General features: G+C 47.7%; 22 protein-coding genes. 16 read left to right on the top strand and 6 right to left on the bottom strand.

The window, feature by feature from the left end; translation table 11 throughout:
- Nucleotide 1: 1 nt before the first annotated feature.
- From nuoL to EHO61_RS09900, 4 genes are read left to right on the top strand one after another with little or no spacing between them, the layout of a single operon-like run.
- Complete coding sequence (gene nuoL / locus EHO61_RS09915) at nucleotides 2–1939, top strand: NADH-quinone oxidoreductase subunit L (protein WP_135813433.1); 1938 nt, start codon at nucleotides 2–4, stop codon at nucleotides 1937–1939.
- The gene (locus tag EHO61_RS09910) at nucleotides 1940–3589 is read left to right on the top strand and encodes a complex I subunit 4 family protein (protein ID WP_135813432.1); all 1650 of its coding nucleotides are present in this window, start codon (nucleotides 1940–1942) and stop codon (nucleotides 3587–3589) included.
- Nucleotides 3586–5067 (top strand): NADH-quinone oxidoreductase subunit N, encoded by a 1482-nt coding sequence (locus tag EHO61_RS09905; protein ID WP_135813431.1) that lies wholly within the window; start codon nucleotides 3586–3588, stop codon nucleotides 5065–5067. The genes EHO61_RS09910 and EHO61_RS09905 overlap by 4 nt, the downstream gene beginning before the upstream one ends.
- A 2-nt stretch (nucleotides 5068–5069) precedes the next feature.
- The gene (locus tag EHO61_RS09900; protein WP_135813430.1) at nucleotides 5070–5594 is read left to right on the top strand and encodes an SseB family protein; all 525 of its coding nucleotides are present in this window, start codon (nucleotides 5070–5072) and stop codon (nucleotides 5592–5594) included.
- A 38-nt stretch (nucleotides 5595–5632) separates the two neighbouring features.
- Here the strand turns inward: EHO61_RS09900 and EHO61_RS09895 are convergent, their stop codons facing one another.
- From EHO61_RS09895 to EHO61_RS09880, 4 genes are all read right to left on the bottom strand, one after another.
- Nucleotides 5633–6004 (bottom strand): response regulator, encoded by a 372-nt coding sequence (locus EHO61_RS09895; RefSeq protein ID WP_135813429.1) that lies wholly within the window; start codon nucleotides 6002–6004, stop codon nucleotides 5633–5635.
- Complete coding sequence (locus EHO61_RS09890) at nucleotides 6001–7704, bottom strand: sensor histidine kinase (RefSeq protein WP_135813428.1); 1704 nt, start codon at nucleotides 7702–7704, stop codon at nucleotides 6001–6003. The genes EHO61_RS09895 and EHO61_RS09890 overlap by 4 nt, the downstream gene beginning before the upstream one ends.
- 167 nt (nucleotides 7705–7871) lie before the next feature.
- Nucleotides 7872–9044 (bottom strand): DUF418 domain-containing protein, encoded by a 1173-nt coding sequence (locus EHO61_RS09885; protein ID WP_135813427.1) that lies wholly within the window; start codon nucleotides 9042–9044, stop codon nucleotides 7872–7874.
- Between the two features lie 27 nt (nucleotides 9045–9071).
- Nucleotides 9072–9995, bottom strand: a complete 924-nt coding sequence (locus EHO61_RS09880; RefSeq protein WP_135813426.1) for a thiamine-phosphate kinase — start codon at nucleotides 9993–9995, stop codon at nucleotides 9072–9074.
- A gap of 66 nt (nucleotides 9996–10061) precedes the next feature.
- Between EHO61_RS09880 and EHO61_RS09875 the strand changes: the two genes are divergently transcribed.
- The 6 genes from EHO61_RS09875 to mpl17 all read left to right on the top strand — a co-directional run bounded on the left by EHO61_RS09875 (nucleotide 10062) and on the right by mpl17 (nucleotide 15768).
- Nucleotides 10062–10736 carry a YceI family protein gene (locus EHO61_RS09875; protein ID WP_135813425.1) on the top strand — a complete coding sequence of 225 codons (675 nt, stop codon included), beginning with the start codon at nucleotides 10062–10064 and terminating at the stop codon, nucleotides 10734–10736.
- 360 nt (nucleotides 10737–11096) lie between these two features.
- The gene (gene rplM, locus EHO61_RS09870) at nucleotides 11097–11546 is read left to right on the top strand and encodes a 50S ribosomal protein L13 (protein WP_135769018.1); all 450 of its coding nucleotides are present in this window, start codon (nucleotides 11097–11099) and stop codon (nucleotides 11544–11546) included.
- 13 nt (nucleotides 11547–11559) lie between these two features.
- Complete coding sequence (gene rpsI / locus EHO61_RS09865; RefSeq protein WP_135769017.1) at nucleotides 11560–11958, top strand: 30S ribosomal protein S9; 399 nt, start codon at nucleotides 11560–11562, stop codon at nucleotides 11956–11958.
- Between the two features lie 84 nt (nucleotides 11959–12042).
- Nucleotides 12043–14808 (top strand): alanine--tRNA ligase, encoded by a 2766-nt coding sequence (alaS, locus tag EHO61_RS09860; protein WP_135813424.1) that lies wholly within the window; start codon nucleotides 12043–12045, stop codon nucleotides 14806–14808.
- Nucleotides 14805–15299, top strand: coding sequence for a YajQ family cyclic di-GMP-binding protein (locus EHO61_RS09855; RefSeq protein WP_135813423.1), 495 nt, complete (start codon nucleotides 14805–14807; stop codon nucleotides 15297–15299). The genes alaS and EHO61_RS09855 overlap by 4 nt, the downstream gene beginning before the upstream one ends.
- A 73-nt stretch (nucleotides 15300–15372) precedes the next feature.
- Nucleotides 15373–15768 (top strand): cell surface protein MPL17, encoded by a 396-nt coding sequence (gene mpl17 / locus EHO61_RS09850; protein ID WP_135813422.1) that lies wholly within the window; start codon nucleotides 15373–15375, stop codon nucleotides 15766–15768.
- 53 nt (nucleotides 15769–15821) lie between these two features.
- On the opposite strand, the gene EHO61_RS09845 is transcribed toward mpl17, so the two are convergent.
- Nucleotides 15822–16247, bottom strand: a complete 426-nt coding sequence (locus EHO61_RS09845; RefSeq protein WP_135813421.1) for a lipoprotein — start codon at nucleotides 16245–16247, stop codon at nucleotides 15822–15824.
- Nucleotides 16248–16260: 13 nt separating this feature from the next.
- Complete coding sequence (locus EHO61_RS09840) at nucleotides 16261–16941, bottom strand: hypothetical protein (RefSeq protein WP_210415331.1); 681 nt, start codon at nucleotides 16939–16941, stop codon at nucleotides 16261–16263.
- Nucleotides 16942–17025: 84 nt separating this feature from the next.
- On the opposite strand from EHO61_RS09840, the gene EHO61_RS09835 reads away from it, so the two are divergent.
- The 6 genes from EHO61_RS09835 to EHO61_RS09810 all read left to right on the top strand — a co-directional run bounded on the left by EHO61_RS09835 (nucleotide 17026) and on the right by EHO61_RS09810 (nucleotide 23838).
- Entirely contained in the window at nucleotides 17026–18594 is a 1569-nt protein-coding gene (locus tag EHO61_RS09835; protein WP_135813420.1) for a M16 family metallopeptidase, read from the top strand.
- Nucleotides 18591–20024 carry a M16 family metallopeptidase gene (locus EHO61_RS09830; protein ID WP_135813419.1) on the top strand — a complete coding sequence of 478 codons (1434 nt, stop codon included), beginning with the start codon at nucleotides 18591–18593 and terminating at the stop codon, nucleotides 20022–20024. Before EHO61_RS09835 ends, EHO61_RS09830 begins: the two co-directional genes overlap by 4 nt.
- Before the next feature lies 1 nt (nucleotide 20025).
- On the top strand, nucleotides 20026–20856 hold the full coding sequence (locus tag EHO61_RS09825) for an MBL fold metallo-hydrolase (protein WP_135813418.1): 831 nt from the start codon (nucleotides 20026–20028) through the stop codon (nucleotides 20854–20856).
- Nucleotides 20857–20873: 17 nt separating this feature from the next.
- The gene (locus EHO61_RS09820; protein ID WP_135813417.1) at nucleotides 20874–21563 is read left to right on the top strand and encodes an O-methyltransferase; all 690 of its coding nucleotides are present in this window, start codon (nucleotides 20874–20876) and stop codon (nucleotides 21561–21563) included.
- A 54-nt stretch (nucleotides 21564–21617) separates the two neighbouring features.
- Nucleotides 21618–22376 (top strand): hypothetical protein, encoded by a 759-nt coding sequence (locus tag EHO61_RS09815; RefSeq protein WP_135769009.1) that lies wholly within the window; start codon nucleotides 21618–21620, stop codon nucleotides 22374–22376.
- A gap of 88 nt (nucleotides 22377–22464) precedes the next feature.
- A complete protein-coding gene (locus EHO61_RS09810) occupies nucleotides 22465–23838 on the top strand; it encodes an N-acetylmuramoyl-L-alanine amidase (protein WP_425460345.1) in 1374 nt (457 codons plus the stop codon).
- Nucleotides 23839–23863 lie beyond the last annotated feature (25 nt).

Raw genomic sequence — 23863 nt, 5'->3', positions numbered from 1 at the left:
TATGACTTGGAACGTATTGATACCCCTGATCGTTCTTTTGCCTCTGGTTGGCGCAGGAATGAACGCGCTATTCGGCAGGGCTCTAAAAGGGAGCTGGCCCGGAATCGTAGGTACTTTTTTCTCCTTTCTTTCCTTCGGCTTCGGAGTATTCGCTTTTTTGAATTATAGGCCCATGGAGAGGGCCGTTCCGGAAATCGTTCCCTTTTTCCGTTGGTTGGAGGTGGGCGGTTTCAACGTGGAAGTCGCTTATCAATTGGACCAACTCTCTCTTTTTATGGTCCTGATCGTTACCGGGATCGGAAGCCTGATTCATCTGTATTCGATCGGATATATGAAGGGTAATCCGGGGATCGCACGGTTTTTTTCCTATCTGAATCTGTTTCTTTTCTCCATGTTGCATCTGGTTCTTGCGGAGAATCTAGTCGTCCTGTTCTTCGGTTGGGAAGGCGTGGGACTTTGTTCCTATCTGTTGATCGGTTTCGACACCCATAAGGAAACCGCCGCAAACGCGGGCATTAAGGCGTTTCTTACGAATCGGGTGGCAGACTTGGCTATGGTGATTGCGATCGCTCTGACATATTGGTATTCCGGTTCGGTTTCCTTTACGCAGATCGCTTCGGTCCTACCCGAGATGAAAGGTTTCCTGCATGTGTTACCGGTGGTGACTGGTTGTTACTTTATCGGAGCTATGGGAAAATCCGCGCAGTTTCCGTTTCACATCTGGCTACCGGATGCGATGGCAGGCCCTACTCCGGTTTCCGCTTTGATCCACGCGGCGACGATGGTCACAGCGGGGATTTTTCTCATCGCGAGACTCAATTTCTTATTCGTTCTAACTCCTCAGGTCGGTATCTGGATAGTAGCGATCGGTACGTTTACCGCCTTCTTTGCCGCGACCATAGGGATTTTCCAAAACGACATCAAAAAGGTCCTGGCTTATTCCACGGTTTCCCAACTCGGTTATATGTTCGTGGCAATGGGAACGGGAGCGTACGTTGCCGGGCTTTTCCATCTTTTGACCCACGCTTTCTTTAAGGCTCTTCTGTTTCTGGGTTCCGGTTCCGTCATCCATTCTTTGCACGACGAGCAGGACCTGCGTAGAATGGGCGGATTGAAATCGCAAATGAAGATCACCTGGTTTACTTTCCTCTTAGGTACTCTCGCCATCTCCGGGATTCCTCCTTTTAGCGGTTTCTTTTCCAAGGATCTGATCCTGGAAAAAGCGTATTTTTATAGTCCGCTCTTTTTCGGTTTGGGCGTGGTCACAGCCCTGCTGACCACTTTCTATATGTTTCGTCTAACGTTTTTGGCCTTCACCGGAACTTCCAGAGTTTCTCCCGACGTCCATCCCCACGAATCTCCCTGGACCATTACGGTTCCGTTAATAGTATTAGCCCTGGGAGCTGCCTTCAGCGGATTTTTGTTGGTACCCGATTCTCTAGGCGGAATCGATTTGTTGGAGCGGTATTTTAAACCGGTATTTTCCATAGGAGAGGAATATTCCCGTAGACTCCTTCGGTCCGGGCATTCCACCGTCCATCATCTGACTCCGAGCGCGGAACTAACATTAGCCTTGCTTTCGCTGGGAGCGGTGGGCGTGGGTTTTGCACTTTCTTGGAACTTCTATGTAAAGAAAAAGGAAATCCCTCCTGCAGAGAAGGATTATGCGGGATGGAGAAGGCTCGTCGTAGGGAAATATTATATCGACGAGATTTTTTCAGGTTGGATCGTACAACCCATCCTGTTTTTCTCCGAATTCTTCTCTTCCGTGGTGGAAAAACAGTTCCTGGATAAGATTCTAGTCAACACCGGTAGGATCTCGTCCGGAATATCCGTACTCCTTCGCCGCCTACAGACCGGAACGATCGTAGATTACGCTTTTATGATCGTCCTCGGAACGATTCTGATTCTATCCTTATTCCTCTGGAGGGGATTGTAAGTGCCCCAGTTTTACTTAACGCTCTTGCTTTTTTTACCCGTACTGGGGATCCCATTGCTTTTTCTTTCGCGACGTCCAGGCTGGATCCGTTCCATTGCCTCCCTGATTACTCTAGCCGTATTCGGGATGACCCTTCCTTTATTTTGGGAATTCGTGCAAGGCGATAGTGGACCTCAATTTTCCCATCGTATCCGTAACTTCATCGATTTGGGATCCGGTGGGTTGGATTATTACGTGGCCGTGGACGGTTTTTCCCTGCTTTTAGTCGCCATGTCCGCGATCTTATTCTTCCTTTCCTGCTTGTCCGCTTTTTCCGGAGTAAAATACAGGATACGTGAATTTTTCATCCTTTTGCTTCTGGTAGAGACGGGAGTCATGGGTGTTTTTCTTTCCTTCAATCTGGTGCAGTTTTACGTATTTTGGGAATGGATGGTTTTGCCTTTCTCATTGATGGTCGGAATCTGGGGAGAATCGGGTCGTGTTCGCGCGGCAATGAAATACCTGCTATTTTCCTTTACCGGATCCGTGTTCATGCTGGCGAGTATCCTGGTGCTCTACCATTATTCCTCGACTCTGGATCTCGAGGAACTTGCCGTATTGCCTTTATCTAATATTCCTCCGGACCTTAGATTCTGGCTATTTATCGGATTCAGCTTCGCCTTCGCTATCAAAGTGCCCTTATTCCCTTTACATACCTGGATGCCGGACGTCCACGAGGAAGCTCCTACGGTAGGTTCGGTGGATTTGGCCGGAATCTTATTGAAGATCGGATTATTCGCATATATTAGAATCGCGATCCCGATCTTTCCCCAGGTTTTCCTGGATTATAGGGATTTCTTTTCCGGGTTGGCCGTGGCGGGGATCTTGTACGGCGCGGTAGTGGCTCTTACGCAAAAAAACAGCAAACGCTTGGTGGCTTTCTCCTCCCTTTCCCATATGGGATTCTGTATTTTGGGTATCTTATCCTTAACGGAAGAAGGGGTTGCCGGCGGAATGATCCAGATGGTGAACCACGGATTTACTTCCGGATTATTGTTCTTTTTATTAGGAATGTTGCATGAAAGAACCGGATCCAACGATCTGACCCATGTCTCCGGTCTTGCCAAATCCGCTCCCTTCCTGGCGGTCTTTGTCGGATTAGCGACCTTTGCCAGCGCCGGTCTACCCGGCACGAACGGATTCGTAGGGGAATTCCTAATTCTGATAGGGACATTCAAATATCATATTTTATTCGGGATCTTAGCCGGAACGGCGATCATCTTCTCGGCGGGTTATATGCTTCGGTTCGCAAAGGCTTTGTTATTCGGAGAGCCGAACGAGCCGTCTTCCTCAATGTCGGCTTTGACCATTCGGGAAAAGTGTATCTTAATCATAACCGGAGGATTGATTTTAGTAACGGGAGTGTTTCCGGGGCCGTTTCTAAACTTCGTGACTCCTAGCGCTCGGGTCGTTTTGAATAGTACTTCCGAAGAAGCGTTGAAGGAAAGGATATTCTCCGAAAAGGAAGGTTCCTTGAGGCAAGTGGATCGCAAGTATCAGAATTATAGATCTCTCGGAGCCTCCGTTTCGAGTTATGAGGAAAGGATTCCGGTCTCGAAGGGGACGGGAATTCCGGGACTAAGACGTCCCGTTAAGGAGAAAACGGAATGAATTTTCTTCCAAACATAAACGACATGCTTGCGCTACTCCCCGTCTTGATCCTTTCCGGAGGCGGGGTCCTGCTACTTCTTTTACAATTCGTATTTCACGGCTCCGAGTTTCGCGTGGTTCGCTTTACCTCCGGCATCCTGTTGGTAGCCGCGTTTTTAGGGACTCTCTATTCGCAATTCCGGATCCCCGGACCGGGAACGTATTTCGGAAACCAGATCGAGCTGGGTTTTCTAAGTTTCTGGCTGAGCGCCTTGTATCTGGTCATGGCCTTCGGAACGGTACTTTCTTCTCCGCGCTCCCTCGAACTGCATAAGATGGAGTTTCCCGAATTCTACCCGCTAGTCCTGTTTTCGACCGCAGGAATGTTTCTCATGACGAGTAGCAGGGATATGGTGACGATTTTCGTCGGACTGGAATTGATGAGCATTTCCTTATACGTTTTGGTCGGTATGGCGAAGAGCGACGAATTCTCCTTGGAAGCGAGTTTGAAATACTTTCTTCTCGGAAGTTTTTCCAGCGGATTCTTTTTGATGGGCATGGCCTTTCTTTTCGGCGGATCCGGAAGCACGGATTTGTCGGAAGCACTGAAGCCTCTGGCAAATCCCGGCTTCGACGCCAATTTTACGAAAATAGGATTACTTCTCCTTTTGACAGGTATCGCGTTTAAGATCGCTTTGTTTCCCTACCATTCCTGGACTCCCGACGCTTACGAAGGCGCTCTGACTCCGGTCACCGGATTTATGGCGACTGCCTCCAAATCGGCCTCCATGGGACTCTTGTGCGTAGTATTCGCTCATCTTCCCATTCCGGTATTTTCCAGCGAATGGGCTTGGGTTATGGGGATACTCGCCCTCTTGTCCATGACCTACGGAAATTTCCTCGCATTAAAACAGGAAAATTTAAAGCGTTTATTGGCGTATTCCTCCATTGCTCATGCGGGCTATGTCGTCGCCGGAATCAGTTTAGGGGCAAGAGAAGAATCCGTTTTTTATCTCATCGTCTACTCCTTCATGAGTTTAGGCGCCTTTGCGCTTCTTTCTTATTTGGAGCAGGGAAGAAGGCAGGTTACTTTCGCTTCCATACAATCTCTGGCTTCCTCATATCCGAAGACGGCTTTCGCATTGTTCCTATTTTTCCTCTCTCTTGCCGGAATTCCTCCGTTAGGCGGATTTTGGTCGAAGCTGTTTTTGTTTCAGAAAATAGCCGAGCAGGAAGGCGAACTTGCCAGACTTCTGTTACTGGGAGGAATAGCGAATTCCGCCTTGGCTTTGTATTATTATGCGAAGATCGGTATCTCCGCTTATATGAGTTCCGAGGAAGGGGAAATCTCCAAACAGGAAAATCCCGTATCGAGTTACGGAGTCGCTTTCGTTTCGGCTCTAAGCCTCTTGTTCGTGTTAGTGGGTTGGTATTTTCTGCAACCTAAAAACCTCGTGAACATCACTCTGCAACCTAGAGCGGAATCCATCCGAAAATAGGCATGTCCCTTTTTAAAAGAATCCTTTCCCGCATCGCGGATCTTGCGGCCGGCTCGAATCAGGTCGAAAGCGGGGAAAACCCGGCCCTTCGTACTGCCATGCTTCGCTATGGCAAAAGGAAGAATGCGAAGAATCTAGATCGACTTTCCTCGGAACTGACTCGGGCGAATTTTCTGGTACCTATATTCGAGGCCTCGAAGGCTTTGCCTAAAAAGAAGGCGGGAGCGAAAAAGAAAAAAGTCTCCGGGAAAAAAAGAAAACCGTCGGACGATAAGATCGTTTTTTTGTACGTGAAGGATGAGAGCGGTAGGATATTTCTCCCTGCATTTTCCCATTCCCAAGAAGTGGTCCGCTATTTCGGGTCGGAAACCCGAACGATCCGGCTTGAGGCCGCCGATCTTTGGTGGGCCGGACTTCAAAACGAGGAAATTTCCGGCGTGGTGATCGATCCCGTAAGCGCTCTCTGGATCTTAAACAGGGAACATCTGGAAATATTACAAAAGGAATCTTCCGTTCCCTCGGGATAAGGACCCTCGTATTTCGGAAGTTCCGAATTTCTCCCTTTCTACTCTGGAAGAAACATTAGAATTTTCTTAATTAATAAGGTGGCGTTTAGGGGTTTGATGACGATGTCCACCATACCCACTGCCTTACAAGCCAAAAGGGTTTCTTCCTCGTTGGAAGCGGTGATCCCTATGATCGGAACTTTCGGGTCCAATTCCCTGATTCTTTTGGAAAGTTCCAGCCCGTCCATTTTGGGCATCCGGATGTCGGTCAAAACTATGTTCGGACTCGTTTTTCGGAAAGCCTCCAAGCCTTTGAGTCCGTCTTCCGCGGTGATCACTTCGGCAAAGGTTCCCGACAGGATCCTGGAAAGGGAAATGGATACGATGAGCTCGTCCTCTACGAACAGGATTTTGATCGGCTTCTTGTTCATGGTAATTCGATTCGGAACTCCGCTCCAACTCCGTCGGAGCTGGCCGTCAATTTTCCCCCCATATTCTTTTCGACGATCGCTTTTGACATATAAAGACCTAGTCCTACGCCTGCACCCTGTTCTTTTGTGGAAAAATACGGCAGAAAAATCTTGTCTCCGACTGAAGAATCGAAGCCGCCTCCGTTGTCTTTTATGACGACGATCTTTCTATTTTCCTCGGAAAAAATGCGAACAAGGATACTAGGAACTTCCGGTTTGTGCTGTAAGAGAGCGTCTTTCGCATTGGATAGAATATTCAGTAATACTTGTGCGAGTTCGTTCGGGTATCCGTAAGCGGTATCGTTTCCCGAAAAATGGGTCTCGATTTTTATATTCTGATTCTTCATGCTTGCGGCGACGAGAGACAGACTTTTCTCGACGGTATTACGCAAGCTGAAGGTCTCCTTTTCCTTATTCGGTTTATAGAAGTTACGAAAATCGTCTATCGTTTGGGACATGGACTGAAGTAGATCCAGGATGCGAGAGGTGGTGTCTTGAATGTACTTTTCGTTCGATTCCTGTTCGGTATAAGCGAATTCCATTTCTTGGATCAAAATGGAGATCGCGTTCAGAGGCTGCCTCCATTGGTGGGCGATATTTCCGATCATCTCTCCCATCGCCGCCATCCTGGATTGCGCTTCCAATGTCCTTTCTCTTTCCCGACGAAGGCTCATTTCTCGGTCTATCCTGGCTTCCAGACTTTTATTTAAAAGCTCCAGTTCCTCGTTTTTCGCGACCAAGCTGTCCTCGGCATTCTTCCTTCTCGTAATGTCTCTGATCACTCCTACGAAATACCGATGCCCGTCCAGATGAACTTCCGAGACTGCGAGTTCGATCGGGAATATGGTTCCGTCCTGCTTTATCGCCAATACTTCCCTACCGATTCCTATGATTCTTTTTTCGGAAGTGTGAATGTACCGTTCTATATACGAATCGTGTTCGGAATAAAACGGATCCGGCATCAGTACCTTTACGTTCTTTCCCGTGACCTCGTCGGAGGAAAAGCCGAACATTTTTTCCGCAGCAGGATTGAACATGATGATTTCGGCTCTTTCCGTTATCAGAATGATCGCGTCCACGACCGTTTCGAAGATGGCTAAAAACTTCTTTTCGCTCGTTGCCATCGCTTTTTGAGCGGATAGCCTCCGATTCTGTTCGATTAGGTGGGAATACGCATAAGAGAGGTGATACGAGACGTCCGCTAAAAGTTCGTTTTCGATTTCGTTGAATTCCGATCCGTCGTCGGAAACCAAGAAAAGAAAAATTTTAGATTCGATTTCCAAGTTCAGAATCGGAACCAACATGGCGGAGTAGGCTCCCTTTTGTGCGGACTTAGAGAGAGAAACTATTTTTCCGGAAGACTGCAATAGGATTAAATTCTTAGGTTCGGGCGAAGTGTTCTTTTTCGTAGGTTCCGGGAGAAGATTCAAAAAGTCGCCGAGAGCATCCGCCGATTCCCGTGGGGCACCGACTAATTTTTTCCATTTTCCTTCTCCCGCTTCCCATTCGAGAATGAATGCGCAAAAAAATCCGCCCCGTTCTACGGCTAAATTGCAAACCTGCTCGAAGAACGAAGAAACGTCCTTCCAAGAAAACCACTTCTGTCTCAACGCGGTCTTATAGTTGGATATTCCGTTCGTAGTATGAATTTCGCGAGACATAACGGAATACCGCTCCCAATCAGATAATTTTTAAAAGAATATCATAAAATATGCAAATAAAAAGGAAGTAATTCCCGAGCCTATAGGATAATTCGGTAGGTTCCGGATCTAACCGTACGCGGCCGATTTTGTCAATATTTTTCCCCATTACGTATAACCGGAAAGGATTAGGGACGGAGGATTTTTATCCGTTTTCCGTATGTTAGGATTCGGAGGAGAATTTCTGCAGGTCCGAAAAACGAGAATTTTCTCCATACATAAGAGTAGAGGAGGCAGACTCCCCAAATCGGAGGAACCAAAAGTAACAGGACAAAATTTCCGATTCGATCGTAGAATCCGAATCCCCAACCGCAAAAAAGACAGGAACAGACCAACGATTCTCCTAGATAATTCGAAAGGGAAAAGTTTCCGGCGGATTCGAACCAGATGCGATCACCGGTACTTCTTGCGGAGTGATAAAATAAGCCTAACAAGTATACATAGCAAAAACAAAGTGCCGGAGCACTCAGCGTTTCGACTACGGTGAACCATATTTTCCATTGTAAGGGAAAGTTGGAAATAAATAAATGCCGTGAGTTTGCAAGATATACGAAGTTGCCTAGGATTCCGAAAGGGAAAAACCAAAAGAACAGTTTTCGGAGTTCCGTTCGCGAGGATTCCCAATTCTGAAGCAAAGAGGATTTTGCCGCCGCCATGCCGACGGAGAACATCGCAAGAACCGAAGGCCATTGGAATAGGATCGTGAACGGATAGGAAATTAGAGTATCTTCCGATCTTTGTTTTACGGAATCCCAAAATGTTCCCAGGTATCCGGTCTTGGATCTCGCAATGATTTCGGGAAGGGATTCGGCGATCTTCGCCTGGAATTCATCATGGCCGTATACGAGAACCATTCGAAAAAAAATACCGATGAATAGGCAGAGAAGGGAGAATCTGTACAACCAGGATCCGCTTTTGTTCCGAAACAACCAGGACAGTGAACCGAGAATCGCATACGAAACCAGTATATCCCCCAAAAAGAGAAAAGTACTGTGCAAAATTCCGAGAAGCAGCAGCCCGAACATTCTTCTAAAATATCTGCCGGAGGCGGACGAATCCTTCCACTCTTGAGCTTGAAGAGCGACGCCATAACCGAACAAAAAGGAGAATAGTATGTAAAATTTGGATTCGAAAAAGAATGCTACGATCCAAGAAGCGATCTCGTCCAACAAGGTCTGGTTTTCTTCCAAGGAACCGACCACTACCATTGGCTTGGCGAAGTAAGGTAGGTTGACCGCCAAGATTCCGAATAGGGCAAAACCCCGTAAAAAATCCAGAAATCCTATCCTTTGTTTTTGCATATTTCTATTCGGGCGTATCTTTCGAAATCAACCGAAATGCCGGAAGCCTTTTTCCTCGGGATAGATTACGTTTCCATTATGCAAAAATTCTACCCGAGGCGATTCGTCTTCTTTTGCGGAACGTACGGAACCTATGGGAGTGATCGGAGTAGATAGCCATTCAGACGGGATTAACTCCGGGGAAAGAAATATCAATTCCAGTTCTTCTCCCGAGGATACGACCCCATCCAATCCGATCAGGTTTTCGACTCCGGAAAGGACTGGAATTCGATTCAGTTCCACTTCCATTATTAAATCCGAGGCATGCGCAAGTTTTTTTAGATCCTGGGCTAACCCGTCGGTAAGATCCATACATGCGTGGATTTTAAAATTAGAATGTAAGGATTTGCTAATGGATAGGTTCGAAACCGGTCTTAAGTGGCGGTTTAATGCCGCTTTTCGGAGCTCCGGCTGTACGGGACCGGAGGATCCCTCCAGTATCCGATATCCCAATAAAGAACAGCCTATGTTTCCCGTAAGATAGATCCGATCGCCCGCCCTACCCCCTTTTCTCGTAGAAGGGGCCTTGGAACTTCCGATCAATGTCAACGTAAGATTCAATTCTCCGGATCGGTAAGTGTCTCCTCCGCAGAGTTCTATTCCGTAAGAATATAATGTTTCTCTAAACTTATTTACGAATGGAAGTAGGAATTCCCTACGATTCGAGGTTGCCGGAAGGCCGAAGTTAAAAAAGGCCTTTTCCGGAGTTCCGTTTGCGGCGGCTATATCGGATACGTTCACTTCCACCAATTTGGCGGCTATATCAGAGGGGCTGCTCCAATCCAATCGGAAATGAGTCCCTTCTACGATCGTATCCGTCGTGACCAAAAAACCGTTCCGACCCACGTAACAGTCGCTATTCTGTTCTTGTCCCGCCGGATAAAGAGAGGAGATCAGTTCTTCTTCGTTCAAATCGTTTTCCTAGAATCCTTTTCGAAAAACCTTGACTTCGTTTTTGTTCGGTCTCAGTTTAAACACATGAAACTAAGAACTGCAAAATCCAATCTGTCTGCCGGAATACGTTTTGTTTTCTTCGGACTCATCTTATCCTCTATTCTCCTGCTCGATTGGCAATCCAAAACGGAAGCCGCGCCCCAGCCGGGAATCTGCAAATTTACTCTCGATCCTGAAAAAACGAGCGTAGAGTGGAGGGCCTTTAAGTTCACCGAAAAAACCGGTGTAGGCGGAAAATTTACGAAAATCCGGATCACCGGATTTAAAACAGGAAAATCACCCGAGGAAGCTTTGAGAGGATTTAAATTCTTTCTGGAGCCGATCGACTTAGATAGCGCCAATCCGGAACGGGATGCCAAAATCAAAGGGGCTTTTTTCGGTGCTCTGAAGGATGGAGGGAAGATCTCCGGTCATTTTGTTTCGGTAAAGTTCGACGCAACCGGAAATGCCGGAACGGGTGTAGTCAAATTGACGATGAATGGAATCAGTCGTGACGTACATCTGAATTTTACATTAGAAAATGGCGATTTACTGAAGACGAAAGGCACAGTTCTTTTGAAGGAATGGAAAGCCGAACACGCTGTCTCCGCACTAAATCAAGTTTGCAAAGATTTGCATACGGGAAAGGACGGAAAATCCGTTCTCTGGCCGGAAGTGGATGTGTCGATTACTAGCGTATATCTGACCAAGTGCGACTAAGGAGCGTTGAGCAGGACTAGACGTTGCTAGTGAGGGATTTTGAGGGCCCCACCCAGGTTTGGGTGGAGGTGGTGGGTTTGTGGGCAATTGCCGCTCGTCTCTATATCATAAAAACGCCGTATCTACAACTTCTTTTTTTCATTCTTTTTTGTGGGGACCTCCTACAAGAATTTTATCAAAAAACGTTCTTGCCATAATGCCAAAACCCTGATAAAGGCTCGAAAGTTGTGCGGGCCGTTGGGGGTACCACCGCACCGGCCCCCACCCAGAGCCGGGTGGGGGCCCGAAACCCAACCCCTAAAAATCCTTGACCCCAATAGTCGGTACGCGAAATTGGCCAATACAGGACGTTTTTTCCCCATGCCAATCATATCTAAACAGCATAGAACTCCTTCCTTGAAAAAGGAACAAGCCCAGAAGGCTTGGTACGTCGTGGATGCCGAAGGAAAAACCCTTGGCCGCCTGGCTTCGGAAATCGCCCATAGACTCAGGGGGAAGCACAAACCTACTTTTACCCCCAACGTAGACTGCGGTGACAATATCATCGTAGTCAATGCGGCTAAAATTGCCGTTACCGGAAGCAAAGAGAGTCAAAAGGAATATTTTCACCATTCACGTTATCCGGGCGGGATGACCGTCACTCCTCTCCAGGAAATGAGAAAAAAACATCCCGAGAGAATTTTGTACGAAGCAGTAAAAGGCATGCTTCCCAAAAGCAAACTCGGCGCGGAAATGCTGACCCACTTCCGGATTTTTCCGGGAGCCGAACACAACCTCGGTGCCCAAAAGCCCGTGAAACTGGAACTTTAGGAGAATCGATTAAATGGCAACTGCCAAGGAAATTTGGGCCGTAGGTCGCAGAAAGAATGCGATCGCTCGTGTGAAGTTAAAAGAAGGCTCCGGAAAAATCCTCGTAAACGACAAGGATATCAAGGATTATCTGCACAACAGTCGTTCCAATCTGAAAGAGGCTCTGAGCCCTCTCGCGTTATTGAATCTGAACGATAAATTCGACCTGAAATTGAACGTTTCCGGTGGAGGAATCATCGGTCAAGTCGGAGCGATCCGTCATGCTCTTGCACGGGTGATCTGTCGTTACAACCCTGAATTCAGACCGACCGTCAAGAAAGAAGGTTTATTGACCCGCGACCCGAGAATGGTAGAGCGTAAAAAATACGGTCTACACAAAGCTCGTAGAGGAACTCAGTTCTCTAAACGTTAATCTTTCGTTTTTCGAACCGTTTCTCGAAATGCCTGAAGTTCTTGAATGCAAGACCTCGGGCATTTCTCGTTTTTAGAGGACACAATGAAGTATAAGAAAGTCGCCGAGATTCGAAATATCTTCCTGAACTACTTTAAGGAAAAGGGTCACACCGTGGTCCCTTCCTCTTCCCTCTTACCTGCGGGGGACCCCACATTATTATTCACTACCGCAGGTATGGTTCAGTTCAAACCGTATTTTACGGGAGCGGTCGAACTACCTTATACGAAAGCGACTTCCGCTCAAAAGTGCCTTCGCACTACCGATTTGGAAAACGTAGGTAAAACGGAAAGACATTGTACGTTTTTCGAGATGCTCGGTAATTTCAGCTTCGGAGATTATTTCAAAGAGGAAGCGATCGAGTATTCGCTGGATTGTTCCGTAAATTATCTCGGTTTCCCTAAGGAAAAAATTTGGATCACCGTCTTCGAGAACGATGACGAGGCGGAAAGGATCTGGATTTCCAAAGGAATCCCTCCGGAAAGGATCACCCGTCTCGGAAAAAAGGACAATTTTTGGGGACCGGCGGGAGACAGCGGGGCTTGCGGTCCTTGTTCGGAATTGTATTTGGATCGCGGGCCGGAGAAGGGTTTTCCGGAATGCGGTACCAAAAAGGAATGCAAACCGGGTTGCGACTGCGATCGTTTTTTAGAATTTTGGAATATAGTATTCAACCAGTTCAACCAGGATACGGAGGGGAATCTTCATCCTCTGAAACAGACCGGCATAGACACCGGCTCCGGATTGGAGCGGGTAGCGCTTCTTCTTCAAGAAGTGGACTCCGTTTACGACACGGACGAACTCAGGGGAATCATCTCCGAAGTGGAGAAGGTTTCCGGAAAGAAATACGCGGAAGAGACCAAGGTCCCTTTCCGTGTGATCACGGACCATATTCGGTCCGTTTTATTCTCCGTAGGGGACGGAATTTTTCCCGATCGTACGGGAAGGGGTTACGTGATCCGTCGTTTGATCCGCAGGGCCGTGCTCTTTGCGCGGAAACTGGAATTGAGAGAACCTTTCCTCCATAAGTTGGTAGCTCCCGTCGTTTCTATTTACAAGGAACGTTATCCGGAATTAGAAAACCATGCGGCTAGCGTGGAAAGGACCCTTCTTGCGGAAGAGGAACTATTCTTGAAAACGCTGGAGATCGGTCTGGAGAAAATCGAAGCTTTGGTAGCCAAAACCGTCGCCTCCGGCTCGAAAACATTTTCCGGTAAGGACAGTTTCCTTCTCTACGGGACTTACGGTTTTCCCGCTGAAATGACGGAGGAAATCGTGGCGGAACACGGACTATCCTTCGATAAGGAGGGCTTTTCCGAGGAGTTGGAAAAGGACAGGCAGTCTTCACGGGAGACCTGGAAGGCGAATCGTTCCGCTCTCTTTACCGGAACGAAGGTTGATAAAACCGAGTTCCTAGGGTATTCCCGCTTGGAAGCGGAAGCGCCGATCACTTTCGCGTTTTTCGAAAATAAATCCGTGGATTCCCTGCGAGAAGGTCAGTCCGGAGTCCTAACGTTCCGAGCCACTCCTTTTTACCCCGAAGGAGGGGGGCAGCAAGGCGATACGGGTTTCGTCAAAAAGGGCTCCTCCTTGTTCAAAGTCCTGGATACTCAAAAGGAAAACGACGTAATTCTACATTACGGAATCGTGTTAAATGGAAGTTTTACCGTCGGCGAGTCGGCGGTTTTAGAGGTGGAAAAGGAACGACGCGAGAAGTTGAAATCTCACCATTCGGGCACCCACCTTTTGAACGGAGCCTTGAGGAAAATCCTAGGTACGCACGTAATGCAAAAGGGATCCGTAGTCTCTCCCGATTATCTTAGATTCGATTTTTCCCATCCGTCTCCTATGACGGGAGAGGAAATCAGAAGGATAGAGTCCTGGGTGAACGAAAGTATTGCCCTTTCGATTCCGGTCGAAACGAAAGTTCTACCGATAGAAGAAGCGAAAAAGACGGGGGCGGTCGCCGCCTTTGACGAAAAATACGGCGATTCCGTCCGCGTTCTGCAAATGGGGGATAGGTCTCTGGAATTTTGCGGAGGAACTCACGTAGGGAATACTCGAGACATAGGTTATTTTTATATCAAAAAAGAATCCAGCCCAGGGGCAGGAAATCGTCGCGTAGAGGCGGTAGCCGGACCTGCGGTGATCGAGACTTTTCAGAATCGATTTGCGGAACTTACGGAATCCGTCCAAAATCTCAATCTGAAGATCAAAGAGGATTTAGGACCGGAATCGGCCTCCCTTACGATTCAAACCCATGTTCCCGGACCGGAAGAAATCCGGTCCCTCTTTCGTGCAAAGGGATCGGATGCGGTGCGGGAACTCAGAGAACTTTCCGAGAAACTTTTCTTTGAAATCGAGGAAACGCAGTCCAAATTTTTGAAGGAAAAGAAAAACCGGGAATCCAAGGATTTCGAAAACAATCCGACGGTGATCCAGTCCGTTCTCGCGAATGCCGAATCCGCAGGGACGACCAAAGTTCTAAAAGCGATTTTCGATTCCAAAGACGCTAAAGCTCTGAAAGGACTTTCGGATAGTTTGAAAGTTAGGGAAAAGGACATGGTCGCCGTTCTCGCGAGCCGAAACGAAGAGGATGCGAGTATCATCGTCACTTGTTCTCAAAACTTGGCCGGCAAGGTCGTTCATTGCGGCGATCTGGTAAAGTTCGCTTGCGAGTTGCTGGAAGGCAAGGGCGGTGGAAAGCCGGATATGGCGCAGGGCGGCGGTAAAAACGTCTCTAGATTGGAAGAGGCCGTGCAAGTGGCGGTCGATCGTGCAAAGGCGGCATTAAACGGGAGTAAAGTATGAGCGATCCATCCTTCGACGTAGTATCCGAAATCGATAAACCCGAATTAGTGAACGCGGTAAACCAGGCGATCGGCGAAATCAAGACCAGATTCGATTTTAAGGGATCCAAGTCCGAAATCAAACTGGAAGAGGAAAACCTGATCCTCGCTTCCGATAACGAAGCAAAGTTGGAAAGCGTTATCGACGTATTGATCAATAAGATGGCCAAGAGAGGATTGGGATTGAAGTCCTTCGATTTTAAATCCAAGGTCGAGCCGGCCACGGGAAATACCGTTCGGATGAAAGTAAAGATCAAGAACGGATTGGAAAAAGAGCAGACCAAGGAAATCACGAAGATCGTCAAAGATTCCAAGCTAAAGGTGACCGCAACCATTATGGGAACCAGCGTTCGAATCCAAGGAAAGAAAAAGGACGATCTCCAGGAAATCATGCGAATGTTAAAAAATGCGGATCTACCTTTCGATCTTCAATTCCAGAATTTCAAAGGCTAGTTCGGACTCGGGAAAAGTTCGGATTTACGGTCCGGTCCAAAAACATCCTAGAAAAAATATGGTCTAAAGTAGCATGACAAAGAAATTATTCGCTATCATATGGGTTTTCGTTCTCAGCGCCGGACTATCCGCCGAGGAGGAAAGTCCCGTGAAATTCAAATTGGAAAAAGGAATCGGTGAGGTTTACTTTTTGAAAGTGGTCCATCCTTCTCATTTCGGAATCCAAAAGGACGCGCCTCATCGAATCCAAATCGTCTCCGGGCCCGGCCTGAAAGTGGAATCCTCCGATCTGAAGCTGAAAGGTAAGACTTCCCCTAAAAAAAAGGAATATTTCGAATCGGTCGAACCTATGCCGATCACTCTAAAGGGGAAGGGCGAATTGGAGATACAGGCGAAGATCTTTTACTGCGACTACAACCGGAACATCTGCATCCCGGGCAAAATTGTTCAAAAGGAAATCATTAAATAGATTTTCCGAATCTACCGGCGTTCGCAAGGATGCGAAGCCGGCCTTCCTTCGTTTTATTTTTTTAATTCTATCTTCAGGTCAGGTTGAGAAATCTGAAATAAATAATACGTCTTTCCGTTGATAGGCTTGGACGTCCTCGCGATTTTCCCCTTGGTATCCACCAATTCCTTCAATACTTTCCGGTCTGCCGGCCGGAAGAGCTCGCCTTTTTCCGCGATGAAGAGATTTAAAGCCCGTTTTCTCGCCAGCTCCAGGGCTTCCTTTTCGTTTCCTTCCAGAGAAGAGACCACTACTTGATAGGTCGAGGAATTGAGGAATCCCTCCGTCGCTTTAACGAATTGGTCCTCTTCGGCGGGTGCGGATTCCTGTACGACGGATTTAGGCGTATCCGTTTGTCCGCTTTCCTTAGTAGTCGGCGTTTTACAAACCGAGAAGAAGGAAAAAATCAGAATCAGAGAGACGGCGATTTTAGGTTGCATAAGCGCTCCAGCGTTACCTTACGGGAAGGTCATAGATTGGGGATTCTAAAATTCGCTTCAACAAATCAGCTTGTACGATTCTATAAACCAAAGTACAGTTCTTAGGATCGCTATAATCTTCACGATATAAAAAAAAGCCTTCAAAAAACCAGGAGAAGGCCGCCCGGTAAGCCAAAAAATCCGCGTTCACCGCTTCCTTCTTTCGGGACGCGCTTTCCTTATTTGCGTCGGAAGGAGTCGCAGGTTGTTGCTGTTGAGTTTGGGGCGAAGTTGCCGTCGACTGGGCAGGCTGGTTGGGGGTCAAAGATGCCGTAGCTGCACCGGGAGATACGGCGACTCCCGTAATCCCCACCTGCGGGTGTTGCGCCGGAGGGACATAGGAAGGAACGGGGGTCCGTCTCGCGGTTCCTTGTAGGTACCTTTTTTCTTCCCTAAGCTGGGTTGCTAAAATCGGTACGGAGATTTCGTCCCTTTTTCGCAGAGCTCTTGCCTTGCACTCTTCCCTCAGCTCCAAGAGGGGCTTTTCCTGATTCGGCATCGGAACGGTGACGACCGCTTGGAAATATTCCCTGGATATGAAACCGGTATCCGTGACATTATCCCAGGCCTTTCTTCTAAATTCGGGGTCGGCAGGCTCGCAAAAGACGAGGGCAAAAAGGATTAAGACCGTCAGCCAACGGAACATGGTTCCCATTTTCGCAAATCCCTCGGGAAAAACCAGCGGGATTTTTTCGCGGAACTTGTGGACATTGCGCCTTTCCGGGGAAAAGCTGTTGGTATGTGGAAGTCCTTTCCAAAAACGATCTCTCCGATTCTAGGCATTCTCCTGTTCTCTTTCGTCGGTTCGAATTTGTCGGCCGAGGAGGACTTGTTTGCGAACGTCCGATCCTCCCTCGAATCCAGGGTTAAGAAAGTCGTTCTGAAAAACGGCATTCGATTGCTTATGATGAAAAGGGGGGAATCCCCTACGATAGCGGTCTATACGAAGTTCCTCGTCGGGTCCGTCGACGAAAAACCCGAGATTGCGGGGACCGCTCATTTATTGGAGCATATGCTTTTCAAGGGCACGAAACATATAGGAACGAACGATTACGCGAGAGAGAAGGTTTATCTGGACCAAATTCGAGTCTGGGGAAAACGTTTGGACGAATATAATATTCGAGAAAGAGAATATACTAATAAGAAGGAATCCGTTCCACAAAGTTTTCTAAAGGAAAAAAAGGTCCTGGAAGATCGGTTTAAGGGTCTATTGGAAACGCACCGTAAATTCGTGGTATCCAACGAGGATTCGTATATCTACGATAAAAACGGCGGCGTGGGCTTTAACGCATATACGACGAACGACGTTACGAATTATCAGATCTTATTGCCCTCCAACCGCCTGGAAATTTGGGCAAAGCTCGAGTCCGACCGTTTGAAGGATCCTATATTACGGGAATATTATACGGAACGGGATGTGGTCCTGGAGGAAAGACGCATGCGTGTGGATAACCAAGGCCTGGGCACCCTCCGTGAGAAATTCCTGGGAACCGCATTCGAAAAGCATCCGTACGGAATGCCGGTGATCGGTTATGAATCCAATCTGCCTTTTCTGGACATCGACAAAACCGAGTATTTTTTTCGTAAGCATTATCGCCCGGGAAATATGGCCATAGCGGTGGTGGGAGATCTGGATTTCTCCGCCGTCGAGACGATCGTCCGGAATTATTTCGATGATATTCCGGAAGGAAGTCCGACACGACCCGTTTCGATCAAGGAGAGTTACGACCACGATCCTAGGCGGGTAAGCGTGCGACATCCCTCCGGACCTATGAAGGTAATGGGATGGTTGACTCCGGCGCCTCCCCATCACGATCGGCCCGTATTGGACGTGATAGACGCGATCCTGACGCAAGGAGAAACCGGAAGGTTGTATAAGAGATTGGTCCTTCGGGAAAAATCGGCACAAAAGGTGTCTTGTTGGGCGGGGGATCCCGGAGAAAGATACGACAATCTCTTCGCGATTTATATCACAAACGTCCGAGGTGTGAATCCTGAAGGGATAGAAAAATCCGTTTTGGACGAACTTGAGACCTTGAAGAACGTAGCGGTAGAGGAGGAAGAGCTGGCTAAAGTAAAAAATCAGATCATCGCCGACTATATCCGCGGACTGAACAATAACGGAAAGCTGGCGGACGTTCTTACTTACTACGAATTAATTGCGGGGAACTGGGCCGCTATTTTCGAGGATTATTCCCAATTGGATAAAGTGACTCCGGAAGACATCAAACGGGTGGCCAAGAAATATTTCGTCCCGAGAAATCTCACGGTCGGCGATCTGATAAGTTCCGAAGGAGATAAAAAATGAAATCCTCCAAGTTCTTCCTTTTCCTTTTATTCGTTTCCTTTCTGTTTCCTTTCCGTACGGAGACCGCTCCCGGGGATTTCGTTAAGGACGTCAAGATCCCTTCTCTAGAATTCCATTTCCCTAAAATTCAGGAATTGGGCGCCGATCCGAATACCCGAATCCTATTTCTTCCGAATTCGGAATTTCCCCTAAAGACTCTCGAGATTTCCTTTTATGCAGGGCCTTCCTACTTTCCGGAAATCGAATGCGAACTCTCCGATATCCTTCCGGAAACCTGGAAGAAGGGGGGAACAAAGGCTCATCCCGGACAAACCTTCGCGGAAGTTTGGGAATCCTACGGTTCCAAAATGCGGGTTCAAGCGGATCTCGATGCGATTACGGTCACGTTTTCCTGGCTCTCGAGATATGATAAGGAATCCAAGACTCTAATTGCGGAATTCCTGAACCAACCTCATTTCGGTCAGGAGGCCTTCGAGATAAGTAGGCTTCAATTAAGCGAACAGATTAAGAGAAGAAATGATAATATAGCCGCTTTGGCCGGCCGTAAGGCGATGGAATTGGCGTACAAGGGAAAAATCCGCGGAAAGTTCTCTTCCGCCTCCGGTTTGGAGAAACTGACTTCGGATGCCGTATTCGGATATTATTTGAACTATGTTTCCAAAGCGCGCAAATCCGTATTGGTAACCGGAGATTGGAAAGAGGATACCGTGTCCGCGTTTTTAAACGAAGTGCTGCCGGCTCCAGGTACCGGAGGGAAAAAGGAATCGGAGCCCCTGCCACAGTCGGAACTGGAAAAGAATCTCAAATCCGTAGGATACAGGAATCTAGTGGTGGACAAAGGGAATACCCAAAACGTGGTCCTTTTCCTCGGGATCGGACCCGCACATAACGATCCGGATTTTTATCCTATCCAAATCCTGAATTATATCGTGGGAGGAGGAGGATTCAATTCCTACTTCATGAGCAAAATCCGGTCCGATAAGGGCTTGGCCTATTCCTCCTCCAGTCATCCGGTCTTCGAAAAAGATCATTCTCTTTTGTTCTTTATGACCCAGACAAAGTCGCAGACCGCTTTGGAAGTATACGATCTGATGGGGGAAATTCTGAGCGAAAAGACGTTTCATCGGATCACCGAAGAGGAATTGAAGAACGCGAAGGAAGCGATCCAGAATAAATTCATTTTTCTGTTTACGGACTCATTGGAGATCCTAAGGAACGAGGCGCGTTTTCGGGAACACCGCATGCCTACGGATTATCTCAGGATTTACAGGGATAAGATCCAAGCCGTGACTCTGGAGGATATTAAGAGGGCCGGAAGAACCTATTTTAAACGGGAAAAATTGACGGCCGTCATTTCGGGACCTAAGGCCGTAGTTTTGCAGACGCTTCCTTCCTCGAAAGCGATCGGACCCGAGGATCCGATCCCTTAGAATGCAAAGTCGGTTCGAACATAAGCGTTATACTTTCGAAGGTATTTCCGAAGGCGGAATCAGGACTTCCGTCGTCGTTCCCAATCTGAATCTGATGTTCGATATCGGCCATCAGAATCCGAACAAGATCCATGTGGGCAATCTTCTGTTGACTCATGCGCATCTGGATCATTCCGCGGGCGTTCCGTATTACGTTTCACAGAGATCATTAAGGAAACTTTCTCCGCCGAAAATATACGTTCCGAAGGAATTGGAATCCCCCTTGCGGGAGATCCTGACCCTTTATTCCAAGATAGAGGACTTTCCTTATCAATACGAGTTGTTCGGAGTCGGAGAAGGCGAGGAAGTAGAGCTGGATTCCTTCCACAGCTTTAAACCTTGGAGGACGTTTCACCGAGTCGTATCCCAAGGTTACACGATATACGAAAAACGGAAAAAACTGCGGAAGGAATTCCAAGGACTAAGTTCCTTGGAATTGGCGGAGAAGAAAAAATCCTCGGAAGGAATCGAGGATGTGATCGCCAAACCGGTGGTGAGTTTTTCCGGAGACACGAAAATAGAATACGTGTTGACCCACAAGGACGTGGCCGAGTCGGAAGTGATCTTTCTGGAATGCACGTACATTGACGAGGAAAGGGACGTAGCAAAGGCCAGGGAATGGGGACATATCCACCTGGACGAGATTCTTCACAATCTTTCCGCGTTTAAAAACGAAAAGATCGTCCTTATCCATTTTTCCAAACGTTATCCGATTCCTTATATTAGAAAACTTTTAGCAAAGAAGATTCCTTCCTCTGAAAAGGACAGATTTCATCTGTTTTTACCGGAATAAAAAAGCCTCTCCGAAAAATGGCCGACTCTAAAAAACAGGCGGATAAGAAAGGGCTCTCTCTGTATAAAAACGGACTGGAGGATTGGATCGATCGCGATCTTGTTCGTCGACCGTATCCATGGCTCCACACTTTGGAAGAGAACGCCGCTAAGGACCAGATTCCGGTACTTTCGCCCGCTTCAGGAGCTGTGCTCGCTTTTTTAGTGTCCTCTTGGGAACCCACCGAAGTCCTGGAACTGGGGACCGGTTATGGAGTATCCTTGATCTGGATTTATTCCGCACTGCAAGGATCCGCAAAAATCAGAAGCGTGGACCGAGAGATCCAGTTTATGCAGACGACGCAATCGTATCTGGATAGATTAGGGGCGGATTCGCGTCGGATCGAATTGCTGAAGGGGGAATGCGTGGAAGTCCTGCGGAGGTTCTTTTCCTCCTCCGTCAAAGGTGAGAAAGAGTTCCTGTTCGTGGATTGCGACAAAATCCGTTATCCGGAGATACTGAAATTGGTTCGGGACGGAGGGAAGGGAAGGGAATTGCGGGTGGTCTTTGATAACGTTCTTTGGCATGGACGCCCGGCCGATCCGGAGCGTCAGGCTCCGTCCGATGTGGCGATCCGGGCCTTCTGGGGGATTCTCAAGGAATCCGGCTTGCCTTACACTCTCTTTCCCGTAGGGGACGGTTTAATCTGCATTGATTTTTCCGGATAAAAAGCTTGTTACTCGTTAATGGAATGTGCTATATTGCCGCGAAGGGGCAATCGAATGATAAAAAGTTTTTTCCCTAAGGGAATTGCGGTATTAGGATTACTAGTTGCCGCTTCGTACGGCGCGATCGCACAAAACAAACAACCGAACACGGATTCCAAATCGGCGGAGTTGGCTAGCGTGGCCAACGATCCGAAATACCAGGGGGATTACCTGGAGGAATTTTATTTTGCGCGAACCTTGAATTCCTCCCAATCCAAGCTTAGGCACGATTTGTCGGCTTTGGAGATCGTAATCAAGAATTTCGGTTCTCAGGTCCAGGGTTCTCCCGAGGAATTCGACGGGATCTGGAAAAAATACAACGAGGCGTATAAATTCTACTTAATGCGTAAATATGTCGTTTCGGGTAGGAAGACCAGGGAAACGGAGGAAGCCACGAACAAGTTGTATTCCAAATTTTCCGATCTTTACAGCCAAAAGGTGGACCAACTCTTGGGAGAATGTGCGGACACCATCGTAGGTGCTGAACAGAAAAGCGGGCCGGCGGGGGCGACTAAGGGAAACTCCGGAAGAGATATTTCGGAAAATCATCATAAATTGCAGATCGCGTACTACGAATACATTCAGGCGGAACGTATGCGTAAGGATTCCCGTTTTAAGGATAGCCTCATTCACCTTCGGTTGGCAAAGGAATACGGGATTTCCATTCTGAGTCATCTCAAGTCCGAGGAAGAAAGCAAGGGAGTCAGAGAGAAATACAAGGTCGATCTCAGCGATAACCGGAATCTCGTATTCTCGGAATCCAAACAACAGTAAAAGAACCGACAAAACCCGGGACTTCCCGGGTTTCACTTTCGACCGACTACCCCGAATCTTTCGGGAACAGACTTTACACGAATCCTTCGTGGAAAAATCTTTCCAATACGTGAACGATAAATTTCGAATCTTCCTTCTCGCTTTTTTATTTTCTTCCTCTGTATTTTCCCAAGAGGTTCCCAAAAGCACGTTTAATATACTCATCGATCCCGGCCACGGAGGCTTGGACCTGAAACCGAAGGAAGAGCACGGAGACAAGTACGATCCGATTACTAGGAAATACTTGGAACCTTACAAGGCCGGAGCAAAGACGAAGAGCAGAAGGGAAAGCGAAGTCGTACTCTCTTTAGCCAAAGAAGTGAAGGAAATCCTGGATTTGACCCGAAGCCCCGAGGGCTTCGAAACGTTTCGGAATTACGCCAAACGGTTCACCGATGATTCCTTGGTTTGGGTGCGTATCGATTCGGATTTAACTCGCGAAGAAACGGCAAAGGAAGAAGGAGCCGACGTTTCCGGAGATCCTAACGCGCCGTATCGCCTCTACGATTATCCCGACAAAAAGAGCGGTCAAATCAAGCCGGGGAGAATTTCCAAAATCAACGCGGCAAGACCTTATCTTGTCCTCTCCTTACACTTGAATCCCAGTTGGAAAGGGCATCCCGGAGGAATGGCCGCGGTGTTGACTCCTTCCTATCGGACCTTTTATTCCTTGCGGAAAATATCCGAAGGCGCCTCCGCGAAAACTTTTGAAAAAGGTCCTTGGGGAGAATGGATGCGCTTCAAGATGGAATGGTCCAGGCTACAAAATGCGGTTGCGGATTCTTGGATTTATTTCAACGGTTATTGGCCGGACAAAACGGGGAGAAAGACGGACACGTCCAATTTCGAAGGATACCGTCAGAACATGGTGACGTGGAAATATGCCGATTCCCAAGGTTGGGTGGAGAAGGCGAAAGAGAACGGGCCGGGACAGTATGCAAAGAAGCATTCCGAATATTCCGCAAAAGGGCCGTTCTGGAATCGTGAAAGGGCTCAACCCGAATTGTGGAGAAGGGAAGACGGCGCGGAAGGATTCGGCGGAGACAATCATTATGCGTCGGCGGAATTGATGCGATTCGTCCAATTCGGATTGAGAACGATACCGACGGACGAGGAGGAATTGTCGCACCCGGGACCGATCAATGATCCTTACATTTCTACGTACAGCCTTCCTACGTTCATCAATGCGATTTCCGCATATCTCGAAATCGGATATATAGATAAGGAAAAAGACATGCAAATTCTGACAAAGCGGAGGAAGGACGTCGCAATTTCCTTAGCTGTGGGAATCTATTCCCTTTTCCAAGGCATCCATCCGAAACAACTCGATCAACCTTACATTCCGAAAGGAAAAAAAATTTCCTGGAAAAGATACGAGAATTGGGAGGAAGGAAATTATTTCCGGATCGTTCGCGAAGACTAATTCTGAGTCTTCTTTCCACAACGGG

The organism is Leptospira fluminis (genome assembly GCF_004771275.1).
Taxonomy (GTDB): domain Bacteria; phylum Spirochaetota; class Leptospiria; order Leptospirales; family Leptospiraceae; genus Leptospira_B; species Leptospira_B fluminis.
Note: the sequence above shows the minus strand (reverse complement) of the source record. Positions and strands in the feature narration are given on the sequence as shown.

Bases quoted from the DNA above. Each gene is read 5' to 3' on its own strand.
- nuoL (WP_135813433.1), top strand. From the start codon at position 2: ATGACTTGGAACGTATTGATACCCCTGATCGTTCTTTTGCCTCTGGTT.
- EHO61_RS09905 (WP_135813431.1), top strand. From the start codon at position 3,586: ATGAATTTTCTTCCAAACATAAACGACATGCTTGCGCTACTCCCCGTC.
- EHO61_RS09900 (WP_135813430.1), top strand. From the start codon at position 5,070: ATGTCCCTTTTTAAAAGAATCCTTTCCCGCATCGCGGATCTTGCGGCC.
- EHO61_RS09895 (WP_135813429.1), bottom strand. From the start codon at position 6,004: ATGAACAAGAAGCCGATCAAAATCCTGTTCGTAGAGGACGAGCTCATC.
- EHO61_RS09890 (WP_135813428.1), bottom strand. From the start codon at position 7,704: ATGTCTCGCGAAATTCATACTACGAACGGAATATCCAACTATAAGACC.
- EHO61_RS09885 (WP_135813427.1), bottom strand. From the start codon at position 9,044: ATGCAAAAACAAAGGATAGGATTTCTGGATTTTTTACGGGGTTTTGCC.
- EHO61_RS09875 (WP_135813425.1), top strand. From the start codon at position 10,062: ATGAAACTAAGAACTGCAAAATCCAATCTGTCTGCCGGAATACGTTTT.
- rplM (WP_135769018.1), top strand. From the start codon at position 11,097: ATGCCAATCATATCTAAACAGCATAGAACTCCTTCCTTGAAAAAGGAA.
- rpsI (WP_135769017.1), top strand. From the start codon at position 11,560: ATGGCAACTGCCAAGGAAATTTGGGCCGTAGGTCGCAGAAAGAATGCG.
- alaS (WP_135813424.1), top strand. From the start codon at position 12,043: ATGAAGTATAAGAAAGTCGCCGAGATTCGAAATATCTTCCTGAACTAC.
- EHO61_RS09855 (WP_135813423.1), top strand. From the start codon at position 14,805: ATGAGCGATCCATCCTTCGACGTAGTATCCGAAATCGATAAACCCGAA.
- mpl17 (WP_135813422.1), top strand. From the start codon at position 15,373: ATGACAAAGAAATTATTCGCTATCATATGGGTTTTCGTTCTCAGCGCC.
- EHO61_RS09845 (WP_135813421.1), bottom strand. From the start codon at position 16,247: ATGCAACCTAAAATCGCCGTCTCTCTGATTCTGATTTTTTCCTTCTTC.
- EHO61_RS09840 (WP_210415331.1), bottom strand. From the start codon at position 16,941: ATGGGAACCATGTTCCGTTGGCTGACGGTCTTAATCCTTTTTGCCCTC.
- EHO61_RS09835 (WP_135813420.1), top strand. From the start codon at position 17,026: ATGTGGAAGTCCTTTCCAAAAACGATCTCTCCGATTCTAGGCATTCTC.
- EHO61_RS09830 (WP_135813419.1), top strand. From the start codon at position 18,591: ATGAAATCCTCCAAGTTCTTCCTTTTCCTTTTATTCGTTTCCTTTCTG.
- EHO61_RS09825 (WP_135813418.1), top strand. From the start codon at position 20,026: ATGCAAAGTCGGTTCGAACATAAGCGTTATACTTTCGAAGGTATTTCC.
- EHO61_RS09820 (WP_135813417.1), top strand. From the start codon at position 20,874: ATGGCCGACTCTAAAAAACAGGCGGATAAGAAAGGGCTCTCTCTGTAT.
- EHO61_RS09815 (WP_135769009.1), top strand. From the start codon at position 21,618: ATGATAAAAAGTTTTTTCCCTAAGGGAATTGCGGTATTAGGATTACTA.